Consider the following 22453-nt stretch of genomic DNA (forward strand, 5'->3'; position numbering starts at 1 on the left):
AAAACGACCGCAGAAAAATCTCTACTGTCAGATCGGCGTCGCCAGCAGGGTGGCAATGCGGTGGGTATCGTAGACGCACGTTCGGCTCATGAGCATTGCAGCGCCGTCCTCAACAAGAAACCGATCAACATACTTCCCCGCGTTGTAAATGCGCGTCTCACCGTCGTTACGGGTTTGCAGCACGGCATAGCTCGCCTCAGCAGTAACCACGTGAGCATCGACCGCCGTTAGGACCGCTCGCGAGATCAAGTGGCGACTGAAGTGTTCAGGAAAGACGTTGGCTCGACGCAACGCGACCACGCGGTCGGCGAGCATGCCTTTGCTGTCGCAATACATGACCGCAGCCGGAAAGCCGTTGTCCACGTTCTCGCGGGCTATCACTTGATATAAACAGTCATCCACGAAGAACTCCGGCCACTCCTCGAGCCGTCCGTCATCCAAGCAAAGACCATAAGCAGCGTTCAAAGAATCGACAAGACCCTGTAGAACGGGATCAACCAGGCTCACGCGAGCACCTCCGCGGTCGAAGGGGCTAAAGCATCGTCCATCAGCTCCAGATATCCTTTCCAGAACCCGCGTACGGCGTTCTCATCCATGCCCATCGGCGCGTAGTATCCGCGCACGTCATCCCCGCCCATTTCGATGAAGTTGTATTTGCCTTCCGCTCCAACGGTACCTTGCTGGCACAGTTCAACCGCCTCGCCGTCCTCCATCGATATCAGCCCGGAAGGTCCCACCAAATTCAGGTTGCGCAGCCGGTGTCGGGTCGTTTCCTCATCGTCATCGGCGTAACCAAAATAGGTCCAGACCAGTTCGGTCTTGTCAACGCTATGTGTCACGATCTGTCGCGTCGCCAGCGTGTTTTGGATCTGCTGCAGCACAACGGATGGAAACAGCGACTGAATATGCAGCCCGATATCATCTGCAATCTCCGGCCGGAACTGGAGTAGACTTTCATCCTGCAATTTCGTGGCCCCCTGCATCTCCCGATTGGCCTCGTCACCAAATGACGTATAATCGATGTCACCCTTAGGCTTTGAGACGGTAAAGACGTTATGGAAGCCTTGCTCGGCAAGCTCCCCGGCGCTGTCCTGGCTTTGGCGATAGATGCCGAAGGTTGGATAGAACAGGTGCAGCAAGGCACCATGATAGCTATCCCGACTGTTTTCGGAATAGAGCTTCCAGTTGCCGGACATGTACTGACGTGCATAGCCCAGCACTTTGACTGGACGATGGAAAACCCTATCAATATATTTGCGCATCACAGGACCCAGGAAATCCTCAAGCGGCTCCATCTCCAACGAAAACGTTCCGAACACCATCCCCTTGTAGCTTTCAACCCGTAGCGTTTCGAGCGAGTGATTGGCCGGGTCGAAATCCTTGTCATACCCCCCGACGCCCTTCATGCCACGCCGGAACGGCACGCCAACCAGCTTACCTTCGGCATCGTATGCCCACTGGTGATATACACAGACGAACGCGCCATCTGCCTGGTTGCCGCGTAGCGACCGGCACACCGTTGCTCCTTTGTGCGCGCATCGGTTAACCCAGGCATGAATCTGGCCCTCTCGTCCACGCACCAAAACCACGGGTGTTTCGCCGACATGCGTCGCTCGAAAATCGCCAGCATTGGGGACTTCCGCATCGAGCCCCAGGTAGCACCAGGTTCGACCTTTGAAGACGTTTCGCTGCTCAGCGGCGAAGACGTCCGGCTCGTGGTAGACCCTGTAGTCGATCGCCGTCGGAGTGGATCGTTCAGCCTCTACCCGTCCGATGGAATTCATTTCGTTTCTCCTCCAAAGCCCTGTCCCGATGCGAGTTGTCCGCAGATGCGCATCGCGCTGAGCATCATTGAAGAGTCCGCCTTGCCAGTGCCGACGATGTCATAGGCAGTGCCATGGGCAACCGACATGTGGAGATAGGGCGGCCCCATCATGATCACGCAGTTGCCGGAAAATCCCCACGTCTTGACGGCAATATGCCCCTGGTCGTGGAACATGGCCAAAACCATGTCGTAGCGACCCTCAATACACTGGCGGAAGACCGAGTCCGGTGCGACGGGTCCTTCAACGGCGATCCCCATGGCCTTCGCCTGCTCGACACCCGGCGCAATGGAGAGCCGCTCTTCGTCGCCCATGGCATGGGGATTGAGCCCGGCAACCACAATCCTCGGGTGGGTAATGCCCCAGGACCGCATGGCGTCGTTGACCTGCCCGATAGCACTAGCCACCAAGTCAGCCGTTATGACGTCGATCACTTGGCGTAGGGGCATATGATCAGTCAAATGCGCGACTCGTAAAGGTCCGGTCAAAAGAACAAGATAGCTCTCACCAGGTGTGGGGCTGATGACTTTGTCCAGCTTCCCTGCCATCTTGAGAGAGCCGGTACTGATCGGACCCATGATCGTCGCCGCGAAGGACCCGTCTCGCGCTAGCGCGTCCAGTTGATCGAGCCATTCCGCGGTGGCGTGACCCGCGGCCTCGGTATCTTCGCCCAGCGGTAGAAACCCAGCGGGCAAGGCCCCGGTATCAATCACGTCGATAACGCCCCGATCGTCGCTTGGCATCTCGAACGATCTCATGATACGAACGCGCGCTTTCACGCCTGTGAAGTCGACAGCCCGCTCTACGGCAGCGGCCGATCCGACCAGAACAGGGACCGATTCGTCGTGAACGCGACCGCTTGCAAGGGCCTTGACTACAACCTCCGGACCGATACCCGCTGGGTCACCTATCAGCGTACCAACAACCGGCCTAGGGCCTGACGAGACCATCAGTCGGTTAGATGCTGTAGACATCGAGCATGGTCTTCGCGACGTCGTTGATAACAATCGTCTTCTTGCGCCTGATTACGAAGGAATTGCCTGCCGGAGAGAGATCATAGTGCGCGGTTCCGCTGTAGACGGTAACATCCCCTTCAAGCACCGATGTCACGGACCATGACGTGCGCGCATGCAACGCATCGTCCGTGTCCTCCAGAGATAGCAGGCTAAATATATGCTGTGTACGAGGAGGAGGCGTACTAGCCGAAGACCGACCAGTCCGGATGCGAAAGATCCTATCTTCCAGCCCGCCCCGATTATGGTAATAAATCAGGGAAATTTCACGTTGCGGATCGACCGTCAGGCGTTCGCGGTCATCCCAGGCAGGCACCCAATATTCAGCGTCCTCGGCATAGAGTGCGAGCCAGGAATCCCAGTCTTTTTCATCGAGCGCTTGAGCCTCCCGGCCCAAAAAACGGCAAACCGTTACCCATCTTGCATCTACGTCCGTCAAGAAATCAATTCCTTGTCCCCAAAAGCCATTAGTTCAGCGCTTTCACGATCAATCGCCAAGTGCATCCGGTTCACCCACTCATCGTGAATCGCCACGTAAAGGCCTTCGTCAGCCACGGCGGGACTGCTAAGAACTGCGTCTACGCCCAACCCCACACCGAATTGGCCGGCTCCCCGTTCCCACCTTGGGGCACCGCGCGACATGTCGTTCATCCGGCCTTCTCCGGCAGCAAAAGCGATCTGGCAATTATTAAACTCAGTTAGATCGTCAGGCGTGGCCATGCCGCTAGCGTTGAAGAAGTCTTCATACTGGCGAATCCGCAAAGCACGGGCTTTGGCACTTTCGCCAACGGGCGCAATGCAATATGTCGTAACTTCGGTTTCATCGACGGACACAGGTTGAATGATCCTGATTTGACTACTGGTCTGGTCCATCAGAAACACATTAGGAAACAGTTGCAGATTGCGGATGCGCTTGTTCATCCATAATGCTTTCTCATCGCCATGACTGGCAGTGAGCCACTCAAGCGCCTCAAAGTTAGGCCGGTCGCTGAAATTCGCGTAGTCAGCCCATAATACAGTATGGCCATTCTTGAAAGAAAACGAGCCGCCATCCTGCCGATTGAAATTCGCAAAGTCGATAGCTTTTGTATCGTTCTTCGATTCACCTAGGACACGCCTTTGAACGGTCATGAAGTAGTTCGCGTGTACCGTGCTGACGTGGTACCCATCCAGCCCATTCTCAACCTGCATTTTCCAGTTACCCCGATAACGGTAACGCGTTGCGCCAGGAATTACCTCCAGTTCGCCGTTCTTTGATTGGTCGACCAGCAGATCAATGAAGGCTTTAGAACCGGATAAATAATCCTCAAGCGGTAAGACGTCTTCGGTAAGGCTGGCGAAGATGAAGCCGCGATAGCTTTCGACGCGCGCAATTTGCGGTAAGCCGAAATCGGCTTTGTTGAAGGCGGGAGCATAGCCGCCAGCCGCTTCTTCCGTTACATCCAGAAGGTCCCCTGCAGACGAATATGTCCATCCGTGGAACGGGCACATGAAAACCTTCTTGCTGCCAGCCTTCTCCCGACATACCCGTGCCCCCCTATGCGCGCAGGCATTAATCATGCCGCGGATAACACCCGCCCTGTCGCGCGAGATGATGATGGGCACCCGCCCGATTTTCGTCGTGACGAAATCGTGCGGCTTGGCGACCTGACTCTCGTGCGCAACGAATACCCAATTGCGTTCGAAGACATACTTAAGCTCAAGCTCGAAAATATCGGGGTCAGTAAAAGCTGCGCGATCAACCTGATATATACCACGCGCCGGATCCTTGGACAGCCAGGATTGCAGACGCCCCCGAAGGACCTGCAGATCTTGTATACGGCCCGCCAGATCTTCCATAGCATTCATGTTTGATCTCTCCCGCACTTATTGATCCTCAGTCAGCCGCCGATAATGACGATCCCAAACTGCCAAGCCACGATTTCCCAAAATCCACCGGAAAAACAGGGAACGCGCACCTCGTGCTAAGGAACGACTCGAAACCCGGACTTGCATTGAGCCTAGTACACGGATAATTTTTGTCGTGCAATGTATTGCACACTATGAAATATGGGGCTAGACGCTTTCATGCGACCGTGCTCCATTGCGCGACTGCCTGCGCCTCTTTCTCGAAAAAGAGCGTCCGGAACAAAGATTAAGGGGAGAAGCTGCCAATGCCATCGGTCACAGAGCTTGGATATCTCGGCCTTTCGGTGACAAATCTTGCTGCGTGGCGGACCTACGCAGCCGAGGTTGCCGGGATGGAAGTCGTCGATGACGGAGAGGGCGATCGCATCTACCTCCGGATGGACGCGTGGCACCATCGCATTGTGCTACACGCGGGCGAGGTCGACGACCTCGCCTACCTCGGATGGCGGGTTGGCGATCCAGTTGAGTTTGAGGCTATGGTTGGCAAGTTATCGGCTGCGGGTATCGCAGTTACCGTTGCGAGCGATGCCGAAGCGCGTGAGCGCCGCGTCCTGGCGCTGGCAAAACTCGTGGATCCAGGCGGTAACCCAACCGAAATCTTTTACGGTCCTCAAGTGGATGCTCATAAACCTTTCCACCCCGGTCGGGCAATGTTCGGGCGCTTCTTGACCGGTTCGGAGGGCCTCGGCCATTGTATATTGCGCCAAGATGATGTCGCCGCAGCAGCCAGCTTTTATGGTTTGCTGGGCCTGCGCGGTTCGGTCGAATACCATCTGCATCTGCCCAACGGCATGGTTGCGTCGCCCTACTTCATGCATTGTAATGATCGCCAGCATTCGATCGCCTTCGGCCTCGGCCCGATGGAAAAGCGCATCAATCACCTGATGTTTGAATATACCCATCTCGACGACGTAGGTCTTGCACACGATATCGTGCGGGAGCGGCAAATCGATGTTGCGCTACAGCTCGGTAAGCATGCTAACGACCAAGCTCTTACGTTCTATTGCGCCAATCCTTCAGGGTGGTTGTGGGAGTTCGGATGGGGTGCCCGCAAAGCCCCCAAACAGCAGGAATTCTACACCCGCGATATTTTCGGTCACGGAAATGAAGCCCAGGGATATGGTATGGATGTTCCTCTCATGTAAGAGGGCTTGAGATCGGCTGTCAAACTAGAATGCAAGAGGATTACATAGCACGATGTCAAATAAGGTACGCCTTTGCCCAGTTGCCGATGTGAAGGAGGGCGAGCCCGTAGGCGTGTTCCTCGAGCACTTGCCAGCACTGGCTGTCTACTACGTCAGCGGGGATATATATGTCACCGATAATATGTGTACCCATGGAAACGCAATGCTGACCGACGGATACCAGGATGGAGGTATCATTGAATGTCCGTTTCATGGCGGCTCGTTCGATATTGTCACCGGTGCAGCCAAGGCATTTCCCTGCCAAGTACCGATCAAGACCTACACCGTGGCAATCGACGAGGGCTGGGTTTGGATCGACAAGCCGGGGGAGCCAAGCCGAAAATGACCAGCGCGACATTTGATCGACTTCGGCTGCAGCAATTTGCGAGCGACTTAAACGCAACCCATGCTGAATTTATTGATGAAGATCGGCTGGAGGAATGGGCCGAACTCTTTGTATCCAATTGCACCTACAGGGTCATAGCGCGTGAAAACTTTGACCGCAATTTGACGTTAGCCGCGATATTCTGCGACAGCAGGGGCATGCTGCTTGACCGCATCGTGTCACTGCGCAAGGCGAATATCTTTCCCGTTCACAACTACCGCCATATTCTTGGTCCAACACGCATCGTTTCGGAACGGGGATTAACGGTTACCGCACAAACCAATTACGTCGTTCTTATGACGCGAACCGACGGGCACACGACAATATACAATTCTGGAAAGTATATTGACGAGATAGAATGCGACGAAGACCAATCGCGTTTTATTTCAAAGATCGCTGTATTCGATACCAATGTCATGGACACGATGATGGTTCGTCCAATCTGACGCTTTTTTTGGGAGTTTAGCCATGGTAGAAACAGCGCTTAAAGACAAAGTGGCTTCGGAAACGACGGGCACAGCTGGCTACCGTGTTCCTTATCGGGTATTCACTGATCCGGCCTATTACCGGCGCGAACAAGAGCAAATCTTCCAGGGTGAGACCTGGTCGTTCGTCGCTCTGGAAGCAGAGGTGCCTGAGGCGGGTGACTTTAAGTCCACGTTCATCGGTGAAACGCCGGTGATAGTAACCCGCGCAAGCGACGGCCGAGTTCATGTTATGGTGAACCGCTGCGCCCACCGCGGTGCAATGGTCTGCCGCGAGGTTCGCGGCAACCGGCCCAACCTTGAATGCGTGTATCATCAGTGGGCTTACGATTTGGAAGGTAATCTCGTCGGGGTTCCGTTCCGCCGCGGGCTCAAGGGTCAAGGCGGCATGCCAAGCGACTTCGACATGAAGCAGCATGGTCTTAAGAAGTTGCGCGCTGGCTCGGTAGATGGCCTTGTGTTTGCAACTTTTTCAGAGACTGTTGAACCTCTAACGGACTTCTTAGGTCCGATTGTGGTCGAGCAAATCGCGCGCATCATGTGCAAGCCAATCAAGGTTCTTGGAGATCAACGGCAGAAGGTTCACGGCAACTGGAAGCTTTATGCGGAAAACACCCGCGACCCCTATCATGCGAGCTTGCTCCATCTGTTTCATAATACTTTTGGGCTCTACCGCTCTACCCAGACTGGCAAGAGTGTCATGGACGCGAGCAAGCGCCATTCGCTGCTTTACTCGATTGCTGCGAGTAACGACGATGCGTCAGACAAAAAGGCCTATGGCGACTCACGAACTTTCGATACTGAGTTCAAGCTTCAGGATATGTCGCTCCTGAAGGGTCGGCAGGAATTCGATGACGGAGTTTCCCTCGTCATCCTCGCCGTGTTCCCAAACCTGGTTCTCCAACAGATTCAGAACACGCTGGCGGTCCGGCAAATTGTGACGCAGGGCACCAATGCGTTTGAACTTGTCTGGACCCATTTCGGGTACGCGGACGATGACGCCGAGATGCAATCGATCCGGCAAAAACAGGCGAATCTGATCGGGCCTGCCGGGCTGATCTCGATGGAAGATGGCGAAGCGGTCGAGATCGTGCAGCGATCCATTATTGGCGAGAATGACGCGACATCCTACATCGCCATGGGTGGCGGTAGCCCGGATGACGCCGATCATCTGGTCACCGAGGGCGCAATTATCGGATTTTGGCACAACTATGAGAAGCTGGTTGGATACGAGTTCAATTCATGAACAAAACGATCGATTTCTATTTCGATTTTATTAGTCCCTTTAGCTATCTTGCGCAGCTAAAGCTTCCAGACTTGGCACGCAAGACAGGTTGCACGCTCGAATATTGGCCGATTGACATTCCAGAAGCGAAAATTGCTGCCGGCAATTATGGGCCCTCCAACCGGGAAGTGGTGCCGAAGATCAAGGTCATGATGGCCGATCTGCAGCGGTGGGCTATCAAATATGCAGCGCCATTGAAGTTCCCCGCCAGTTTCGCCTGTGCGGACTGGAATTGCGCGGTGCTCTACGCTCGCAGCCAAGGTAAGGCCGAGGCATTTGTAACGGCAGCGTACCATCAGATCTGGGGGCTTGGCATCGATCCAGGCAATGCCAGTGAGCTGCGTCGGTGCGCCCACGACGTAGGGCTTGATGCTGATGCATTGTTACAGTTTGTTAATTCGTCCATTGGCCGGAACGAATTTCGTAAAGTGCGGAGTCAAGCTTACCAGAGGGGTGTGTTTGGCGCACCGCTAATGTTTGTCGATGAACAGATATTTTGGGGCAACGATCGGCTCGATTTTCTTGAATCGTACTTGATCAATAGCCGATAGTCTATTTTGATTTGGAATCGTGTTTATGTTGATCGAAGAACAAACAGAGCCGTCCGTTGACTCTATGGCCGCTAAGCTGATCTTTGGAGAGTTTTCTGCATGGGCGCACAATATTGCAGCGAGAAATGGCGATTGCCATGCTGATTTCGCAAGGCTCGACAAATGTGACGCTATTGTTCCCGATCAGGAACTGGCATCAAGGGATTCATCTATCGGTGGCGCTGTTCAAGTCTTTGAGCAACGCTCATTAACCCAGATCTTCAAGCAGTTTTTCGGAAGGCTAATAACCTCGTTCAAAGATTGGCCTTATAAATAAAATCGTTCATGGACATGACATTTAGTCAATTTTCCAGACGGAAGAATTGTTACTAGTTGTATCTAGGTTGTTTCACTTGATAAACGATTACTTTAAGTACTTATAATAATAATAATATAAAGGATAAATGTGGTGGAAATTTCACTTTATTCTATCAGGGAGAGAAAAATGAACACTATTTTGCGCATTGCTAGGAAGCGGGCATTCTTTTTGGCGGGCAGCAGCTTAGCGATTGGATATATAGTCGCATCGTCGACCTCGGCCTGGGCCCAGGATGCGGCAGCTCCCCAAGCCGCTAGTGAGCAGAGCAGGGGAGGTCTCGACGATATTGTCGTAACCGCACGCAAACGCGAGGAGAATGCGCAGGACACGCCAATTGCCATCACGGCAATGAGCGGCAGTATGATTGAAGACCGGCAGATCGCTAACGTGGCGCAGGTCGCATCCTACGCACCAAACGTCAATATTCAGCCGGTAGGCAATATCTCTGGGTCTAGCGCGTCGCTCACAGCCTTCATCCGCGGTGTCGGTCAAACCGACTTCAATATCACAGTAGATCCTGGTGTCGGAATCTATGTTGATGGCGTCTATGTTGCGCGTTCGGTCGGCGGTCTGCTCGACATGGCCGATATCGGCAGTGTGCAGATTCTGCGCGGGCCGCAGGGCACACTGTTTGGCAAGAATACGATCGGCGGCGCAATCATTGTCAACAGCAAACAGCCGACGGACAAATTCGAGTTGCAGCTTGAGGCGACAACCGGACGGTTCAACCGAGCCGACGTTAAGGGCATTGTGAATATACCCATCAGCGATACACTCGCCATGCGCGCAGTTGCCTCCTACGAAACGCGAGACGGGTACCAACGTCGCTTGTTCGACGGCGGCCGGCAAGGCGACAAGGACAGCTTTTCAGGACGTGTAACGTTTAAGTGGGAACCTAGCGATGCTTTCACCGCGACCCTCGCGGGCGACGTGAACATCCGCCGAGAAGCATCAGCAGCCTACACGCTCGTTGAGAATCGGGACTCGCCCGACCTATTGCAGATCGTGAACATTAACGGTCGGACGGTGGCATTTCCCAGCTCCAACTTCGGATATAACAAACTTGGCGGCGGTGCTGGGCAGTGCGGCGCACCTGGAGAGCTTGCTCCAGTTAGTAATCCCAATTGCGTCTCCTCTCGTTGGCTAACCGACGACATCGACGAGACCTGGGCCGGTGGCCCCAACCGATCCGATTTCGACCTCTGGGGAACGAACTTGACGCTGGAATACGACATGGGAGATGTGACGCTTAAGTCGATCAGCGCCTATCGCGACCAGAAGTCGACTATTGAATTTGATTTTGACGTGACCCCGCTTGAGGTGCTGGGTCTTACCAACAATATCGATCTCTGGCAGGCGTCACAGGAGCTTCAACTGATAGGAAGCGTACTAGATGACCGGCTTAAATTCACCCTGGGTGCCTTTTACCTTAAGGAGAAAGGTGAGGACATCGAACCATTACGATTCGGCTTTGCTAATTTCTTCAGCGGTGGCAAAATTAACAATGACAGCTACGCCGCTTATCTTCAGGCAACGTTCGACGTTACAGATCGCCTGTCAATAACTCCCGGTATTCGCTACACAGATGAGACCAAACGCTTCGATCCTTCGGCACAGGTCATTACGCGTGATTATACGCAAGGCGTACTTCCGCCATATCCTGATGGCGTATTTATACAGTATAGTCGCTGCATTGTCGGACAGGCGGTACCGCAGCTTCTGCCAAATGGGTTCCCTGACCCGGCGTGTGTGCCTGCGGCGGTCAATCCCGGCGGCAACCATCCCATTCCTGCCGTCGAGGTTAATGCAAAGGCGAAGGAATGGACACCGTCGGTCGCGGCGAACTACCAGTTAACGGATGACATCATGGGGTATGCCTCCTACTCGAAGGGCTTTAAAAATGGTGGCTTCAGCCAACGCATCTTCCCGGCCGAACAAGTCACGCCCTCGTTTACACCGGAATTCGTGACATCTTATGAAATCGGCCTTAAAACCGAACTGTTCGATCGGCGCCTCCGCTTGAACCTGGCGTTGTTTCAATCGGATTACTCCGACATCCAGATCGTCGTGAACGAGGGGATCGCGCCGAAGGTACGCAACGCCGGCAAGGGACGGATCAAAGGCTTCGAAGTCGAAGGACAGGCAGCTCCAACCGATTGGCTGCGGATCGATTATGGCCTAGGTTATCTCGACGCCAAATATCGCACAGTTGATCCGTCAGCGTTTCCCGTCATGCTCGGTTCGAAATTCGCTTTCGTGCCCGAGTGGACGACGACCGTGGCAGCCAACATTACCGCATTCGACAACGACAACGGTAAGCTGACAATCCGAGGAGATTGGTACTATCAAAGCGGCACCTTCAAGGATGCCGTCAACAACCCGCAACTGTATCAATCAGGCTACAGCGTCTTTGGTGCGAACGCATCTTACGCGCTGCCAGGCGAACATTTCACCGTAACTGCTGGCGTAACCAATTTGGCCGACAAGCGCTACATCCAAGGCGGATATGTCGATTTGGACGTTGGCGGTGCGGCAGGCGCCACTTATTCCCGACCACGCGAATGGTTTCTCAAAGTAGGCTACAAGTATTGATCATTGGGGCCAGGGGCGGTGACACACGCCGTCCCTGGTACTTGGCAACATGAAGGCGGCAGAACAATGACGATCGCAGTTCTCTTCACTGAATCTCTAAAACAATCGGTTTTGGCTGCCACCCACCCATGAAACGTATTGTGGTCGCCATAACCGGAGCGACAGGTGCGATATATGGGCAGCGTCTATTATCAATGCTGAGAGATCATGGAGGCTGGGAAACCCATCTCATCATGTCGCAAGCCGCCTTGCTTAACATCCGCGAGGAACTTGTTGACGGTCGTCAGCAGATCGAGGCCGCCGCCGATGTGCTTCACAGCATTCGCAATGTTGGCGCAAGCATCGCGAGCGGTTCTTTCCTGTGCGAGGGTATGGTGATCGCTCCATGTTCGATGAGGACGCTCGCCGCGGTTGCCAACGGGCTATCCGACAATTTGATCACACGCGCAGCTGACGTCATGCTCAAGGAAAGGCGCAAATTGGTGATGATGACGCGTGAAACACCGCTAAACCTCGCACACCTGCGCAACATGATCGCATGCACTGAAATGGGAGCGGTGATTTTTCCTCCGGTTCCTGCATTTTATAGCCGCCCCATCGACCTGTGCGACATCGTCGATCATAGCTGTATGCGGGTGCTCGATCAGTTTGGCGTACATGGTAACATACAGGATCGCTGGCAGGGCCTTACCGGCGAACGCGCCGAAACTTCGACCCCACTCCAACCCGAAAGGCAGTGATGATGGATTGGATGATCAGACGTAGGGATGTGTTAGGGGCCTGCGCGGCCGGAGCTGCAGCAACAGGCTTGGGAAGCTTTCTTCTTAGAATGCCAAGAGCGCACTATGGCGTCACGTTGGTTGAGGAAAGCGCCGTCCCCGAAAGCCGCCAGTTCGCCTCCGCGTTGGCTGTTGGCGGATCAGTAGATAAAGTAATCCGTATCGACCGCTCGCTCAACGGGTTGCTCGAAGAGCTCGAAGCGCCAGTAGGCATGATTGTTGGGCTAACCTCTGACCCCGCCGCGATGATCGCCGGCATGGTGTTGAGCCATCGTGGCGCTTATTCGCGTCTTCTTTGGCAACATCATTATACAGACAGTAGGTGGGTTCATCGGACCGTGGGCGAAGCTCGCCTCCTCGAGGCCGCAGCGCACGACTGGCCAGTGGCGGTCGCGCAAAAGTTGCGTGACGCCGTTGATGGCAGATCTGAGCCATCGGCGAACATCTGCACATCAGCCGAGTGCTCGCTGCCCGACAGCAGCCCGGGTATGCTGACTTCGTGGGTTTATGAATTGGAAGGACACCGGTCATGAGCCCTATTCTTCCCCAGGGAATTGCACCTGCCGACTTCGAAAAGGCGCTTGACGAGCTCGTCGGGGTGGTAGGCAAAGCGTGGGTGTTCATTGATGAACAACCTCTTTCGAGTTATCGCGACGCTTATTCGCCACTAGCCGATGATGCCATGCTGCCGTCCGCAGCGGTTGCACCTGACGGGGTCGAACAGATTCAGAAGATCCTGGCGATCGCCAACGCATACAAAATCCCGCTCTGGACGATCGGCACCGGTCGAAATCTTGCCTATGGCGGCCCTGCCCCCCGCAAGTCCGGCTACGTCATCCTCGACCTGCGACGCATGAACAGAATTCTCGAAGTCAACGAAAAATACGGTTACGCTCTTGTCGAACCGGGTGTATCGTACATGCAGTTATACCGGCACCTGCGCGCAATTGGCAGTAAGTTGTGGGTTGATCCAGCTGCACCGGCATGGGGCGGCGTGATGGGCAACGCGCTGGAGCATGGGGCAGGCTATACACCTTATGGCGACCATTTCATCATGCAGTGCGGCATGGAAGTGGTGCTCGCTGACGGCGACGTGATACGGACCGGCCAGGGGGCTCTTGCAGGCTCGAAACATTGGCAGGCGACCAAGCACGCCTCTGGGCCTCAGTTCGACGGCATGTTCACCCAATCAAACTTCGGCGTAGTTACCAAAATGGGCATCTGGCTGATGCCTGAACCCCCCGGCTACAAACCTTTCATGATAACTTACCAGCGGGAAGAGGACCTCGAGGCTATCTTCGAGATCACGCGCCCGCTCAAGGTTAATCAGATAATCCCCAACGCCGCTGTCGCAGTTGATCTTTTGTGGGAAGCGTCTGCCAAGACGACGCGTCGTCATTACTTCGATGGCAAGGGCCCCCTGCCACCTTCAATCCGCACTCGGATCGCCTCGGACCTGCATTTGGGGATGTGGAATTACTATGGGGCGCTGTATGGACCACTTCCTGTGATCGCGAACAACTGGAAGATCGTCGAGGACGCGCTGATGAGCATCCCGGGGGCCAAATTGTATCTCAACCGTGAGAACGACCCGGCCTGGGACTACCGCGTGCGACTGATGCGCGGGGAGCCAAATATGACTGAATTTAGCATCATGAACTGGGTTGGTGGCGGCGGGCATATTAACTTCTCACCGATATCCGCGCCAAGTGGCTCGGAAGCTCTTGCGCAATATAATCTCATCAAGCGGCGCTGCCATGACCATGGGTTCGATTATATCGGCGAGTTTCTCGTCGGTTGGCGCGACATGCATCACATCCTGATGATCATGTACGACCGGGCTGATGAGGCTATGCGCAAAGGTGCCTACGATCTGTTTGGTTTGCTGGTCAATGAGGCGGCGGAAGGCGGCTTTGGAGAGTACCGCACCCACCTCGCTTTCATGGATCAGATCGCCAAGACCTATAAGCATAATGACGGCGCGCTGTGGGACGTTCACCATCGCATCAAGGATGTAATGGACCCAAATGGCATCCTCTCACCGGGCAAGCAGGGCATCTGGCCCAAAGCGATGCGCGCGCTGTCATGATCGAAGCCGCGGGTTCCGCGCCCAAATCAAGGATCGAAGAGCAATGAAGAATTTGGACCACTGGATCGGCGGAGCCCCGGTAGCGCCGGGTGGCAACGCCTACTTCAACGATCTCAACCCGATCGACGACAGTGTATATGCAAGAGTAGCGGCTGGCACTGTCGACGATGTCGATCGCGCGGTACAGGCAGGAACTGTTGCATTTCGCCTCCACCGTGATCTGCCGGCCGCAGTTCGCGAAGGCTGGATGGTCAAGGCAGCAGAGATACTGGAAAGGGATATCGCCAAGTTCCAGGACGTATTGATCGACGAGGTCGGCTCGCCTGTCGCCAAGGCAGGGTTTGAGACCCGATTTGGTATCGGTTTTTTGCGCGCAGCCGCAGGCGTTCCTCGCCGCGTCCGAGGCGAAACAATCCCGTCCGACACCCCAGGTCGTTTCAGCATGAGCTTGCGCCTGCCCGTGGGCGTCGTGGCAGGCATAACCCCGTTCAACGTGCCTCTCATCAAGGGTATAAAGCAGTCGGCCATGGCGCTGGCGACCGGCAACGCTTTTGTACTGCTTCCTTCGGAAGCTGCGCCGCGCCTTGCCGATCTACTCGCCGGGCTGTGGCGTGAGGCGGGCGTACCCGATGGCTTGTTCAACATCGTCTACGGAAATGGCGCGGAGATCGGAGATGCTCTTACCGGCCACGCCAATGTTGCCGCGATAACATTCACCGGTTCGTCCCGCGTGGGCAAGCACATTGCCGAAATCGCAGCGAGGAACCTTAAGAAATATACGCTTGAACTGGGTGGCAAGAGCCCCCTGATCGTCTGTGCCGACGCCGATCTGGACAAAGCTGTTAGCGCAGCGCTGTTCAGTATTTTTATGTATCAAGGTCAGGTATGTATGGGCGCTTCTCGTATTTACGTTGAACGCCCCGTATTCGAAGCTTTTGCCAAAGCCTTCGCCGCCGCAGCCACTGGCGCCAGAACGGGCGACCTTCGCGATCCAACCACCATGTTAGGGCCGATCATTTCCAGCCGCCAGCGTGATCGTGTGCGCAGCCATGTCGATGATGCCCGCGCCAAGGGCGCTGAAGTGCTCGCCGGCGGTGAATGGAATGGCAACTGCTGCGCTGCCACGGTGCTCAGCGGCGTTACTGCTGATATGACCGTGTTTGCAGAAGAAACCTTTGGGCCTGTAACGTCGCTCTATCCGTTCGATACGCTCGAAGAAGCGATCAAACTGGCCAACGAGACCGACTATGGCCTCTCTGCCGCGATATTCACGCGCGACCTCGACAAAGCCTTGCGCTTTGCCAGGGAAGCCGAGAGCGGAATGGTGCACATCAACGCCCCAACCCTGTACGATGAACCGCATGTTCCATTCGGGGGAACCAAAGCTTCCGGGTTCGGACGGGAAGGAACCGAAGCAGATCTTGAGATCATGACCGAATGGAAATGGGTAACAATCCAATCTGCAACGGCTATTGCCAGCAGCCACTGAACGGCAGCGGAAGGAACGGGACATGAACGATTTGGCCGATAGGGCGCGCGGCATTTCCTCTTTGCGCGATTTTCTGGAACTGCTTAAAGATGCAGGCCAAGCGATCACCTGGAGTGATCGGGTGATGCCGGAACCAGACCTGCGAAACATCGCTGTTGCAGCTTCGCGCGATGCCAGCGGCGCGCCTGCCATCATATTCGACAACATTGCGGGCTATCCTGGCAAGCGGACCGTGGTCGGCGTACACGGTTCGTGGGACAATATCGCGCTACTTTTAGGGCGTCCGAAAGGCACGACGATACGCGAACTCTTTTTTGAGATAGCCGGTCGGTGGGGCGACGCCGAGGCGCAGATCAGCTTTGTTCCGGAGGAGCAAGCTCCGGTCCACGAGTGTCGGGTAGAAAGCGGAATTAATCTCTATGATATTCTGCCAGTATACCGTATCAATGAATATGATGGCGGCTTTTACCTCGGAAAGGCATCAGTCGCATCGCGCGATCCGGAAGATCCCGACAATTTTGGCAAACAGAATGTCGGCATCTACCGGCTGCAGCTGCAAGGCCCGGATTGCTTCAGCCTAATGACCATTCCGTCGCACGACATGGGTCGGCAGATCATGGCCGCTGAACGTACCGGTCTGCCGCTCAAAATTGCGGTAATGCTCGGTAATCACCCGGGGCTTGCCGTCTTCGCAGCCACTCCCATAGGTTATGAGGAATCCGAATACTCCTACGCATCCGCGATGATGGGTGCGCCGATCAGACTGACCAAGTCGGGAAACGGTGTCGATATTCTCGCGGACAGCGAAATCGTTATAGAAGCTGAAATGCAATTGGGCGAACGAGTCTTGGAAGGACCATTCGGCGAATTCCCTGGCTCCTATAGCGGCGTCCGGAAGGCGCCACTCTTCAAAGTCACCGCTGTCTCACATCGTCGAGACCCGATCTTCGAAAATATCTACATCGGTCGTGGATGGACCGAACATGATACGCTCATCGGGCTGCACACGTCGGCGCCGATTTACGCACAGTTGCGCAAGGACTTTCCAGAAGTAACCGCAGTCAATGCGCTCTACCAACATGGGTTGACAGGAATTATTTCTGTCAAGAACCGGATGGCTGGTTTTGCCAAGACCGTTGCCCTACGCGCGCTGAGCACCCCTCACGGTGTGATGTACCTCAAGAATCTGATCATGGTCGATGCCGATGTAGATCCCTTTGACCTAAATCAGGTCATGTGGGCGCTTTCAACCCGCACCCGCGCCGACGATATCATCGTGCTGCCGAACATGCCGGCCGTGCCGATCGATCCGTCGGCGGTCGTTCCGGGCAAGGGCCATCGCCTGATCATCGACGCGACAAGCTATCTGCGTCCCGACCCCATTGGCGAAGCGCATCTTGTCAACCCGCCAACCGGCCTGGAAATCGATGCCCTGAGCAAAGCCATCCGGGTACTTCAGCAAGGAGTTGCACAATGAGCGATATGCTGTGTCCACGCTGTTCGAGAGCTAACGCGATAGTAGACTATCAAGGGTGGCAGGACGACACCGTCGTTTGGACGATCTTTCGCTGTATTACATGCTGTTTCTCATGGCGCGACAGCGAGCCCGCTAGCACCATTGGGGTTGGTGCGCGTTCGGCGGACTTCGCTGTCGATGCGGCAAATCTAGATCGCTATCCCAAGATTCTTCAGCAAGTTGGCAAGTGAGGAAGACACGATGACAGATCAAGCCCGCCAGAAGGCTGCGCTTGCAGCGCTCGAAGCCGTCTTGGGTACCGCAGCGGTAGAACGATCTGCAAAAATACTGTCTCGTTACGCTACAGCGCTTGCGACTCCAATCGGTGTCGTGATGCCTAGCGATGTGGGACAGCTGACGGCGGCACTTGCCACAGCAAAAAAGGCCGGTGCTGTGCTGCAGCCCGTCTGTAATGGTGCGCACGGACTTGAAAAAGTTGGCCTGGATCAGGTCATAGTGCTTGATTTGCAGCGCATGAACCGAGTCCTCGAGGTGAATGAGTCACTGGCGTATTGCCTGGTCGAACCCGGCGTCACCTTTCGCGAGCTTGACGCCTATATCAAAGGCAAGGGAATTAAGCTGTGGATCGATTTTACCGGCAATCCCGACGCGAGCGTGGCTGCCAGCTTCGTTAGCCGTAGCGCAGGGTACACGCCCTATTCTGATCATTTCCTGATGCAGTGCGGACTCGAGGTCATGCTTGCCGATGGCAAGATGGTTCGCACCGGCATGGGTGCCATGCCCAAGAGCACCTGCTGGCAGCTGTTCAAGTTCGGCTACGGCCCTTGGATTGACGGGCTGTTCACGCAATCTGATTTTGCCGTGCCGACCAAGGTTGGGACCTGGTTGATGCCAGTACCGCCAGCTTCCAAGACATTCATGGTCACTGTCTCCGACGAGGAAGGGCTTGCGCCGATGTTTGACGTGCTCGGACCGCTCAAGCTCAACATGGTCGTCGCCAATGGCGTAGCCGTAGGTAATGCCTTGCATGAAGCCGCTTTGCTCGGCAGAAAGCGTCGCGACTTTGCCGGTCAAGGTCCCATGGCGGCAAGCGCCGTCAAGGCGGCCGGCCAGTTGATGGGGCTAGGATACTGGAACCTCTATGGCGCGCTTTACGGTTTGCCGGACAACGTTTCGCTTCTGTGGGATAGCGTAAAGAGTGCCTTTGGTTCAGTTCCTGGAGCGAAAGTCATTGCAAACGGAGAGGGTGTCGATCCCAGGCTTTGGTCATGGAGGATGGGCACGATGACCGGTGCTGTGGCAAGCCCACCGACGCAGGTCGCGGGATGGAGCGGCGGCCAAGCGCTCACAGTGAATCCGGTGAGCCCGGTCGATGGGGAAGAAGTGATGCGGCTCTACGCGCTTTCACGTGACGCCTGCGCGCAACACGGTTTCGACCTCCTCAGCGAAACTGTTGCCATCTGGCGGTCCGCCAATCACCGCCAGTTTCTACCTTCCGCTGGCGGGGACAAAAATAGTGTTGAGCGCAGTCGCCAATGTGCCGAAGCTTTAATTGCGATGCAGGCGACCGCCGGGTTTGGTCAAGTGTTCACCGAACCGGGTCTGCGTGCAACCGTCGACAAGACGTTCGCTGAGGGTGGACTATCGATACTGCACGATAAGGTTAAGAAGGCTCTCGACCCCACGGGGCTATTTGCATCCGCCTGATTTGGAGGGCGATCAATCGAGTTGGAGGCATAATGAAAATAGTCTTTGCCATGTCGCTTCTAGTTACGCTGAGCGGCTGCATCGCCGAAGCGAAAGATCAGAAGGCTGACGGCGCGGAAAACTATGCGTTGATGTGCGCCGGATGCCACGATCCTGGCCCAGGACACCCGGCAACCATGTTACTTCAGCAAGCAGGGCGACCAGTGCCAGCACTGATCGGTCGGAAAGATCTTGAGCTTGAATATTTGCGCGCGGTTGTGCGGCAGGGATTAATCGAGATGCCGCCATTTCGTCCAACGGAATTAAGCGAAGCGGAAATTGATGAAATTTATGCTCACATCATGCGCGGAAAGCCCTCAAAACCAGCCACTGCGATTCAGACAACGAAAGAGCCGTAAGAGAGAGAGATTCTATGCAGGACCATAGTTTTCCCAAAGTCGGTAGCTCTAACGGGTGCAGAGCTGTCGATCCTCATCTGGTGCGGCAGATGCAAGCGATGGTAACCCATCTCACCGATGAGGCGCTCAACGCGCAGTTCGGCATAAGTTACAATACGTGGCGTAAGCTGATAGCTGGAAAGCCGGTGCGTGCATCGCTCCTCGCTCGGTTGGAGGCGCGCCTAGCGTCGCTCGGAGCAAAAATTGTGCGAGAGAGCACGTGATATGGAACATAAAAGTTAAGTCTCGGGATTTATCGGATTTATCGAACCAAGCATTACAGTTAGCACTAGTAGGTGAACTGCGCATTGCCTCACCTGATTTGCTTCTCATGACCATGCCGTTGCCTCATCTCAACAGGAATCCCAGATTACCCTTCTGCGACCGGGCTAGCCCTGCCAGCCGAGCGCCCTGCTTGCGCCTTGCGCTGCCTCGATAATTTTTGCCATCTTGGCCTCGCTGAAAACCGCTTTATGTTGAGAGCGGGCTAGGACACTTACCGTCGCAACCAAGCGATTTTGCGAGTCTAGGATCGGCGCTGACACGGCTGATAGTCCCGGCACGAAAGTTCCGAAAGTACGCGCGAAACCAAGTTGCCTCGCCTCGTCAATCAGGGCCTCAAGCCTGAGGTCATCAACAATAATGCCTTCCGCCCGTTCCAGTTTGACCCGTTCCCAAGTCTGTGCTCGGGGACAATACGCCAAGAAGAGGATGCCGGTCGATGACGTCTGCAACGGAAGGACTGACCCCGTGTGCAGCGATGTAGACAGCGGCATTCCTCCATCGACCCACCGAATGACCGTCGGACCGTAGTCGCCCCAAACGCAGAGCAAGCCCGTGGCCTTCAATTCTGCCAGCAGATTTTCCAAATGCATGTTAGCTATCCGTACGGTGTCCAGTCGGGCCATCGCCGCCAAGCCCAGACGTACTGCGAAGCTCCCTAGCGAATATCGTCCGCTCTTTTGGTCCTGCTCGACCACTTCGGTATTGACAAAAGACAGCAAATAACGATGAGCTTGGCTACGAGATAGGCCGGAATTCTCAGCGACTTCTCGGAGATACGCCCCCTCCCCCTTCTTCATCAAAGCCAGGAGGACTCTTACTCCAATTTCAACCGATTGAATCGACTTTCTCGGACTATCATTGTCTTCGAATTTATCTTCAGTCGAATCTATTACTTTTTTTTGGTGGTCCATGATAATCCGATTTGAGTTATGTAGCGATCTGAACATCATCTGACATGGCTCCAGCATACCCAAGCTGGAATTACAGCAGGGCCGTATTATTGCGCATGATCGCGGGTGAAGCAACACGCATACTCATCCGCTCGGTCCCCGCTTGGTCAACGAGTTGAAAGACCAGTCTTATGAGACCTGTGCGCGGGTGGGTGTAGAAGACTGAAAAGCCATCGGTTTTGGTCTTTAGTGCGGGTTGCGCCGCTTCGCGACCATTCAGGCGACAGGCTGTAGTTTCCATTATGAGTTTGTCGCAACGGATGTTATCTGAATTGCGCTAAGCGAGTACAGATAGCGAAACATGTGCTTGCATCAAGTGGCCCCGCTCGTCCGTGCCAGGTTGAGCGGTCGCCGTTTAGCTGGCATCGCGGCCGCGCGATCCCATAGGAAGTCGCCTGAGAAGGCGATATGCCCCCAGCCAACGGGCGAGGTGTGCGCCAACAGTTCGTCCGACACGTCTTCGCCGATCGTGCGAAGAGGCGCGACCGCATCCGCGATGTAGGTCGAGTTCCAATAGACAATCGCGGCAATGATGAGATTAAGGCCCGAGGCGCGGAATTGCTGGGCCTCGTGGGAGCGATCGGCGATGCGGCCCTGTTTGAAAGTGCAGATTGCCTGCGTGAGGAAGTGGCGCTGTTCGGACTTGTTGAGGCCGGCCTGACAGCGTCGGCGCAATGCGGGGCTTTCCAGCCAATCGAGCATGAAGATCGTGCGCTCGACGCGGCCGATCTCACGGAGTGCGAGGTCGAGCTGGTTCTGGCGCTCATAGGCGGCGAGTTTGCGCAGCATTGCCAAGGGCAGGACGGCACCCGCTTTCATCGAGGCGACGAGACGGACGATTTCGTCCCAATGCTGGCGGATGACATCGACCTTCACCCGGTTACCCATTAGTGGTTTCAGCAAGGGATACTGTCCAGGGGCATCGACGCACGCCATCCGGCGATCGGGAAAGTCACGCAGGCGCGGGCAGAAGCGGAATCCGAGCATCCGACACAGTGCGAAAACGTGATCGGTCGCGCCACCGGTGTCGGTGTAATGCGTGTCGATCCCCAGCCCGGTGCTATGGTGAAGCAGGCCGTCGAGTACATAGGGTGCCTCGTGTGTTGCGGCCGAGATGACAGTGACATGATAGGGGCCGTGCTGATCGGAGACGTGCGTGTAAAAGGAAAAGCCCGGATCGACGCCGTATTTGGCGTTGAAGTCCCCGGCGCCGCTGCCGCGCTTACCCGAGCGGAAGAACTGGCCGTCCGATGAGGACGTCGTGCCCTGACCCCATACCGCCGCGATCGGCAGCGCGTGATGGGCATCGATGATCCGTGCCAGCGCGGCTTTGTAGTTGTCGGGTGCGATATAGGCCGATCTTGTCCAGACGAGTTGGTCAGGAGTAACACCCTGAAGCGCCCCGGGTTTTCAGGAGGCAGTTTTCATTTGGCTATGCAGCCATATCGAGGTTCTCGAGGGCTGCATAGTAATTGTCTTCGGCCTCAGCGGGCGGGATGTGCCCGATAGGGCCGAAGAGCCGGTGATTATTGTACCAATCGACCCAGCGCAGCGTTGCCATTTCCACGGCCGAAACGCTTGGCCATGATCGCTGCCGCCAGATGACCTCGGCCTTGTAAAGGCCGTTGATCGTCTCGGCTAAGGCGTTGTCGTAGG

At 55.4% G+C, this 22453-nt stretch carries 22 protein-coding genes and 1 pseudogene; 15 read left to right on the forward strand and 8 right to left on the reverse strand.

The annotated features are described in order from the left end of the window. Nucleotides 1–27 precede the first annotated feature (27 nt). From KRZ98_RS08175 to KRZ98_RS08195, 5 genes are read right to left on the reverse strand one after another with little or no spacing between them, the layout of a single operon-like run. Nucleotides 28–507 carry an aromatic-ring-hydroxylating dioxygenase subunit beta gene (locus KRZ98_RS08175; RefSeq protein ID WP_088189937.1) on the reverse strand — a complete coding sequence of 160 codons (480 nt, stop codon included), beginning with the start codon at nt 505–507 and terminating at the stop codon, nt 28–30. Further along, nucleotides 504–1784 (reverse strand): aromatic ring-hydroxylating dioxygenase subunit alpha, encoded by a 1281-nt coding sequence (locus KRZ98_RS08180; protein WP_088189938.1) that lies wholly within the window; start codon nt 1782–1784, stop codon nt 504–506. Before KRZ98_RS08180 ends, KRZ98_RS08175 begins: the two co-directional genes overlap by 4 nt. Then, complete coding sequence (locus KRZ98_RS08185; RefSeq protein ID WP_088189939.1) at nt 1781–2797, reverse strand: PdxA family protein; 1017 nt, start codon at nt 2795–2797, stop codon at nt 1781–1783. Before KRZ98_RS08185 ends, KRZ98_RS08180 begins: the two co-directional genes overlap by 4 nt. Further along, nucleotides 2781–3275: an aromatic-ring-hydroxylating dioxygenase subunit beta gene (locus KRZ98_RS08190; RefSeq protein ID WP_088189940.1), complete on the reverse strand. Its 495-nt coding sequence runs from the start codon at nt 3273–3275 to the stop codon at nt 2781–2783. Before KRZ98_RS08190 ends, KRZ98_RS08185 begins: the two co-directional genes overlap by 17 nt. Next, complete coding sequence (locus KRZ98_RS08195) at nt 3272–4684, reverse strand: Rieske 2Fe-2S domain-containing protein (RefSeq protein ID WP_119748682.1); 1413 nt, start codon at nt 4682–4684, stop codon at nt 3272–3274. The genes KRZ98_RS08190 and KRZ98_RS08195 overlap by 4 nt, the downstream gene beginning before the upstream one ends. 305 nt (nt 4685–4989) lie before the next feature. Here KRZ98_RS08195 and bphC point away from each other — a divergent pair, with 305 nt between their 5' ends. The 15 genes from bphC (at nt 4990) to KRZ98_RS08265 (ending at nt 19523) form a co-directional block, all read left to right on the forward strand. Beyond that, a complete protein-coding gene (gene bphC, locus KRZ98_RS08200) occupies nt 4990–5889 on the forward strand; it encodes a biphenyl-2,3-diol 1,2-dioxygenase (RefSeq protein WP_088189942.1) in 900 nt (299 codons plus the stop codon). Between the two features lie 52 nt (nt 5890–5941). Beyond that, nucleotides 5942–6274 (forward strand): non-heme iron oxygenase ferredoxin subunit, encoded by a 333-nt coding sequence (locus KRZ98_RS08205; protein ID WP_217673113.1) that lies wholly within the window; start codon nt 5942–5944, stop codon nt 6272–6274. Further along, complete coding sequence (locus KRZ98_RS08210) at nt 6271–6759, forward strand: aromatic-ring-hydroxylating dioxygenase subunit beta (protein ID WP_088189944.1); 489 nt, start codon at nt 6271–6273, stop codon at nt 6757–6759. The genes KRZ98_RS08205 and KRZ98_RS08210 overlap by 4 nt, the downstream gene beginning before the upstream one ends. Nucleotides 6760–6781: 22 nt before the next feature. Further along, nucleotides 6782–8044, forward strand: coding sequence for a Rieske 2Fe-2S domain-containing protein (locus KRZ98_RS08215; RefSeq protein WP_088189945.1), 1263 nt, complete (start codon nt 6782–6784; stop codon nt 8042–8044). Beyond that, entirely contained in the window at nt 8041–8634 is a 594-nt protein-coding gene (locus KRZ98_RS08220) for a 2-hydroxychromene-2-carboxylate isomerase (RefSeq protein ID WP_119748676.1), read from the forward strand. Before KRZ98_RS08215 ends, KRZ98_RS08220 begins: the two co-directional genes overlap by 4 nt. 25 nt (nt 8635–8659) lie before the next feature. Further along, nucleotides 8660–8950: a hypothetical protein gene (locus KRZ98_RS08225; protein WP_217673114.1), complete on the forward strand. Its 291-nt coding sequence runs from the start codon at nt 8660–8662 to the stop codon at nt 8948–8950. Between the two features lie 132 nt (nt 8951–9082). After that, on the forward strand, nt 9083–11584 hold the full coding sequence (locus KRZ98_RS08230; protein WP_368389803.1) for a TonB-dependent receptor: 2502 nt from the start codon (nt 9083–9085) through the stop codon (nt 11582–11584). A gap of 128 nt (nt 11585–11712) precedes the next feature. Continuing rightward, nucleotides 11713–12324, forward strand: coding sequence for a UbiX family flavin prenyltransferase (locus KRZ98_RS08235; RefSeq protein WP_119748665.1), 612 nt, complete (start codon nt 11713–11715; stop codon nt 12322–12324). 116 nt (nt 12325–12440) lie between these two features. Continuing rightward, complete coding sequence (locus tag KRZ98_RS08240; protein ID WP_254798203.1) at nt 12441–12896, forward strand: hypothetical protein; 456 nt, start codon at nt 12441–12443, stop codon at nt 12894–12896. Further along, complete coding sequence (locus KRZ98_RS08245; protein WP_088189950.1) at nt 12893–14452, forward strand: FAD-binding oxidoreductase; 1560 nt, start codon at nt 12893–12895, stop codon at nt 14450–14452. Before KRZ98_RS08240 ends, KRZ98_RS08245 begins: the two co-directional genes overlap by 4 nt. A 43-nt stretch (nt 14453–14495) precedes the next feature. Then, nucleotides 14496–15941: an aldehyde dehydrogenase family protein gene (locus KRZ98_RS08250; RefSeq protein WP_088189951.1), complete on the forward strand. Its 1446-nt coding sequence runs from the start codon at nt 14496–14498 to the stop codon at nt 15939–15941. Between the two features lie 22 nt (nt 15942–15963). Then, the gene (locus tag KRZ98_RS08255) at nt 15964–17418 is read left to right on the forward strand and encodes a non-oxidative hydroxyarylic acid decarboxylases subunit C (RefSeq protein WP_088189952.1); all 1455 of its coding nucleotides are present in this window, start codon (nt 15964–15966) and stop codon (nt 17416–17418) included. A gap of 5 nt (nt 17419–17423) precedes the next feature. Further along, on the forward strand, nt 17424–17648 hold the full coding sequence (locus tag KRZ98_RS24390) for a non-oxidative hydroxyarylic acid decarboxylases subunit D (RefSeq protein ID WP_268932755.1): 225 nt from the start codon (nt 17424–17426) through the stop codon (nt 17646–17648). A gap of 10 nt (nt 17649–17658) precedes the next feature. Next, complete coding sequence (locus KRZ98_RS08260; protein WP_088189954.1) at nt 17659–19125, forward strand: FAD-dependent oxidoreductase; 1467 nt, start codon at nt 17659–17661, stop codon at nt 19123–19125. 32 nt (nt 19126–19157) lie between these two features. Next, complete coding sequence (locus tag KRZ98_RS08265) at nt 19158–19523, forward strand: cytochrome c (protein WP_088189955.1); 366 nt, start codon at nt 19158–19160, stop codon at nt 19521–19523. Nucleotides 19524–19951: 428 nt separating this feature from the next. Here the strand turns inward: KRZ98_RS08265 and KRZ98_RS08270 are convergent, their stop codons facing one another. The 3 genes and pseudogenes from KRZ98_RS08270 to KRZ98_RS08280 all read right to left on the reverse strand — a co-directional run. Then, complete coding sequence (locus KRZ98_RS08270) at nt 19952–20758, reverse strand: IclR family transcriptional regulator (protein ID WP_088189974.1); 807 nt, start codon at nt 20756–20758, stop codon at nt 19952–19954. 351 nt (nt 20759–21109) lie between these two features. Next, nucleotides 21110–22192: pseudogene (locus tag KRZ98_RS08275) on the reverse strand (Tn3 family transposase); the annotation flags it as partial. 37 nt (nt 22193–22229) lie between these two features. Continuing rightward, on the reverse strand, nt 22230–22453 hold a 224-nt coding region (locus KRZ98_RS08280), incomplete at its 5' end, for an integrase core domain-containing protein (RefSeq protein ID WP_150412212.1).

It is taken from the genome of Sphingobium sp. AS12 (genome assembly GCF_019097845.1).
In the GTDB taxonomy this organism is placed as follows: domain Bacteria; phylum Pseudomonadota; class Alphaproteobacteria; order Sphingomonadales; family Sphingomonadaceae; genus Sphingobium.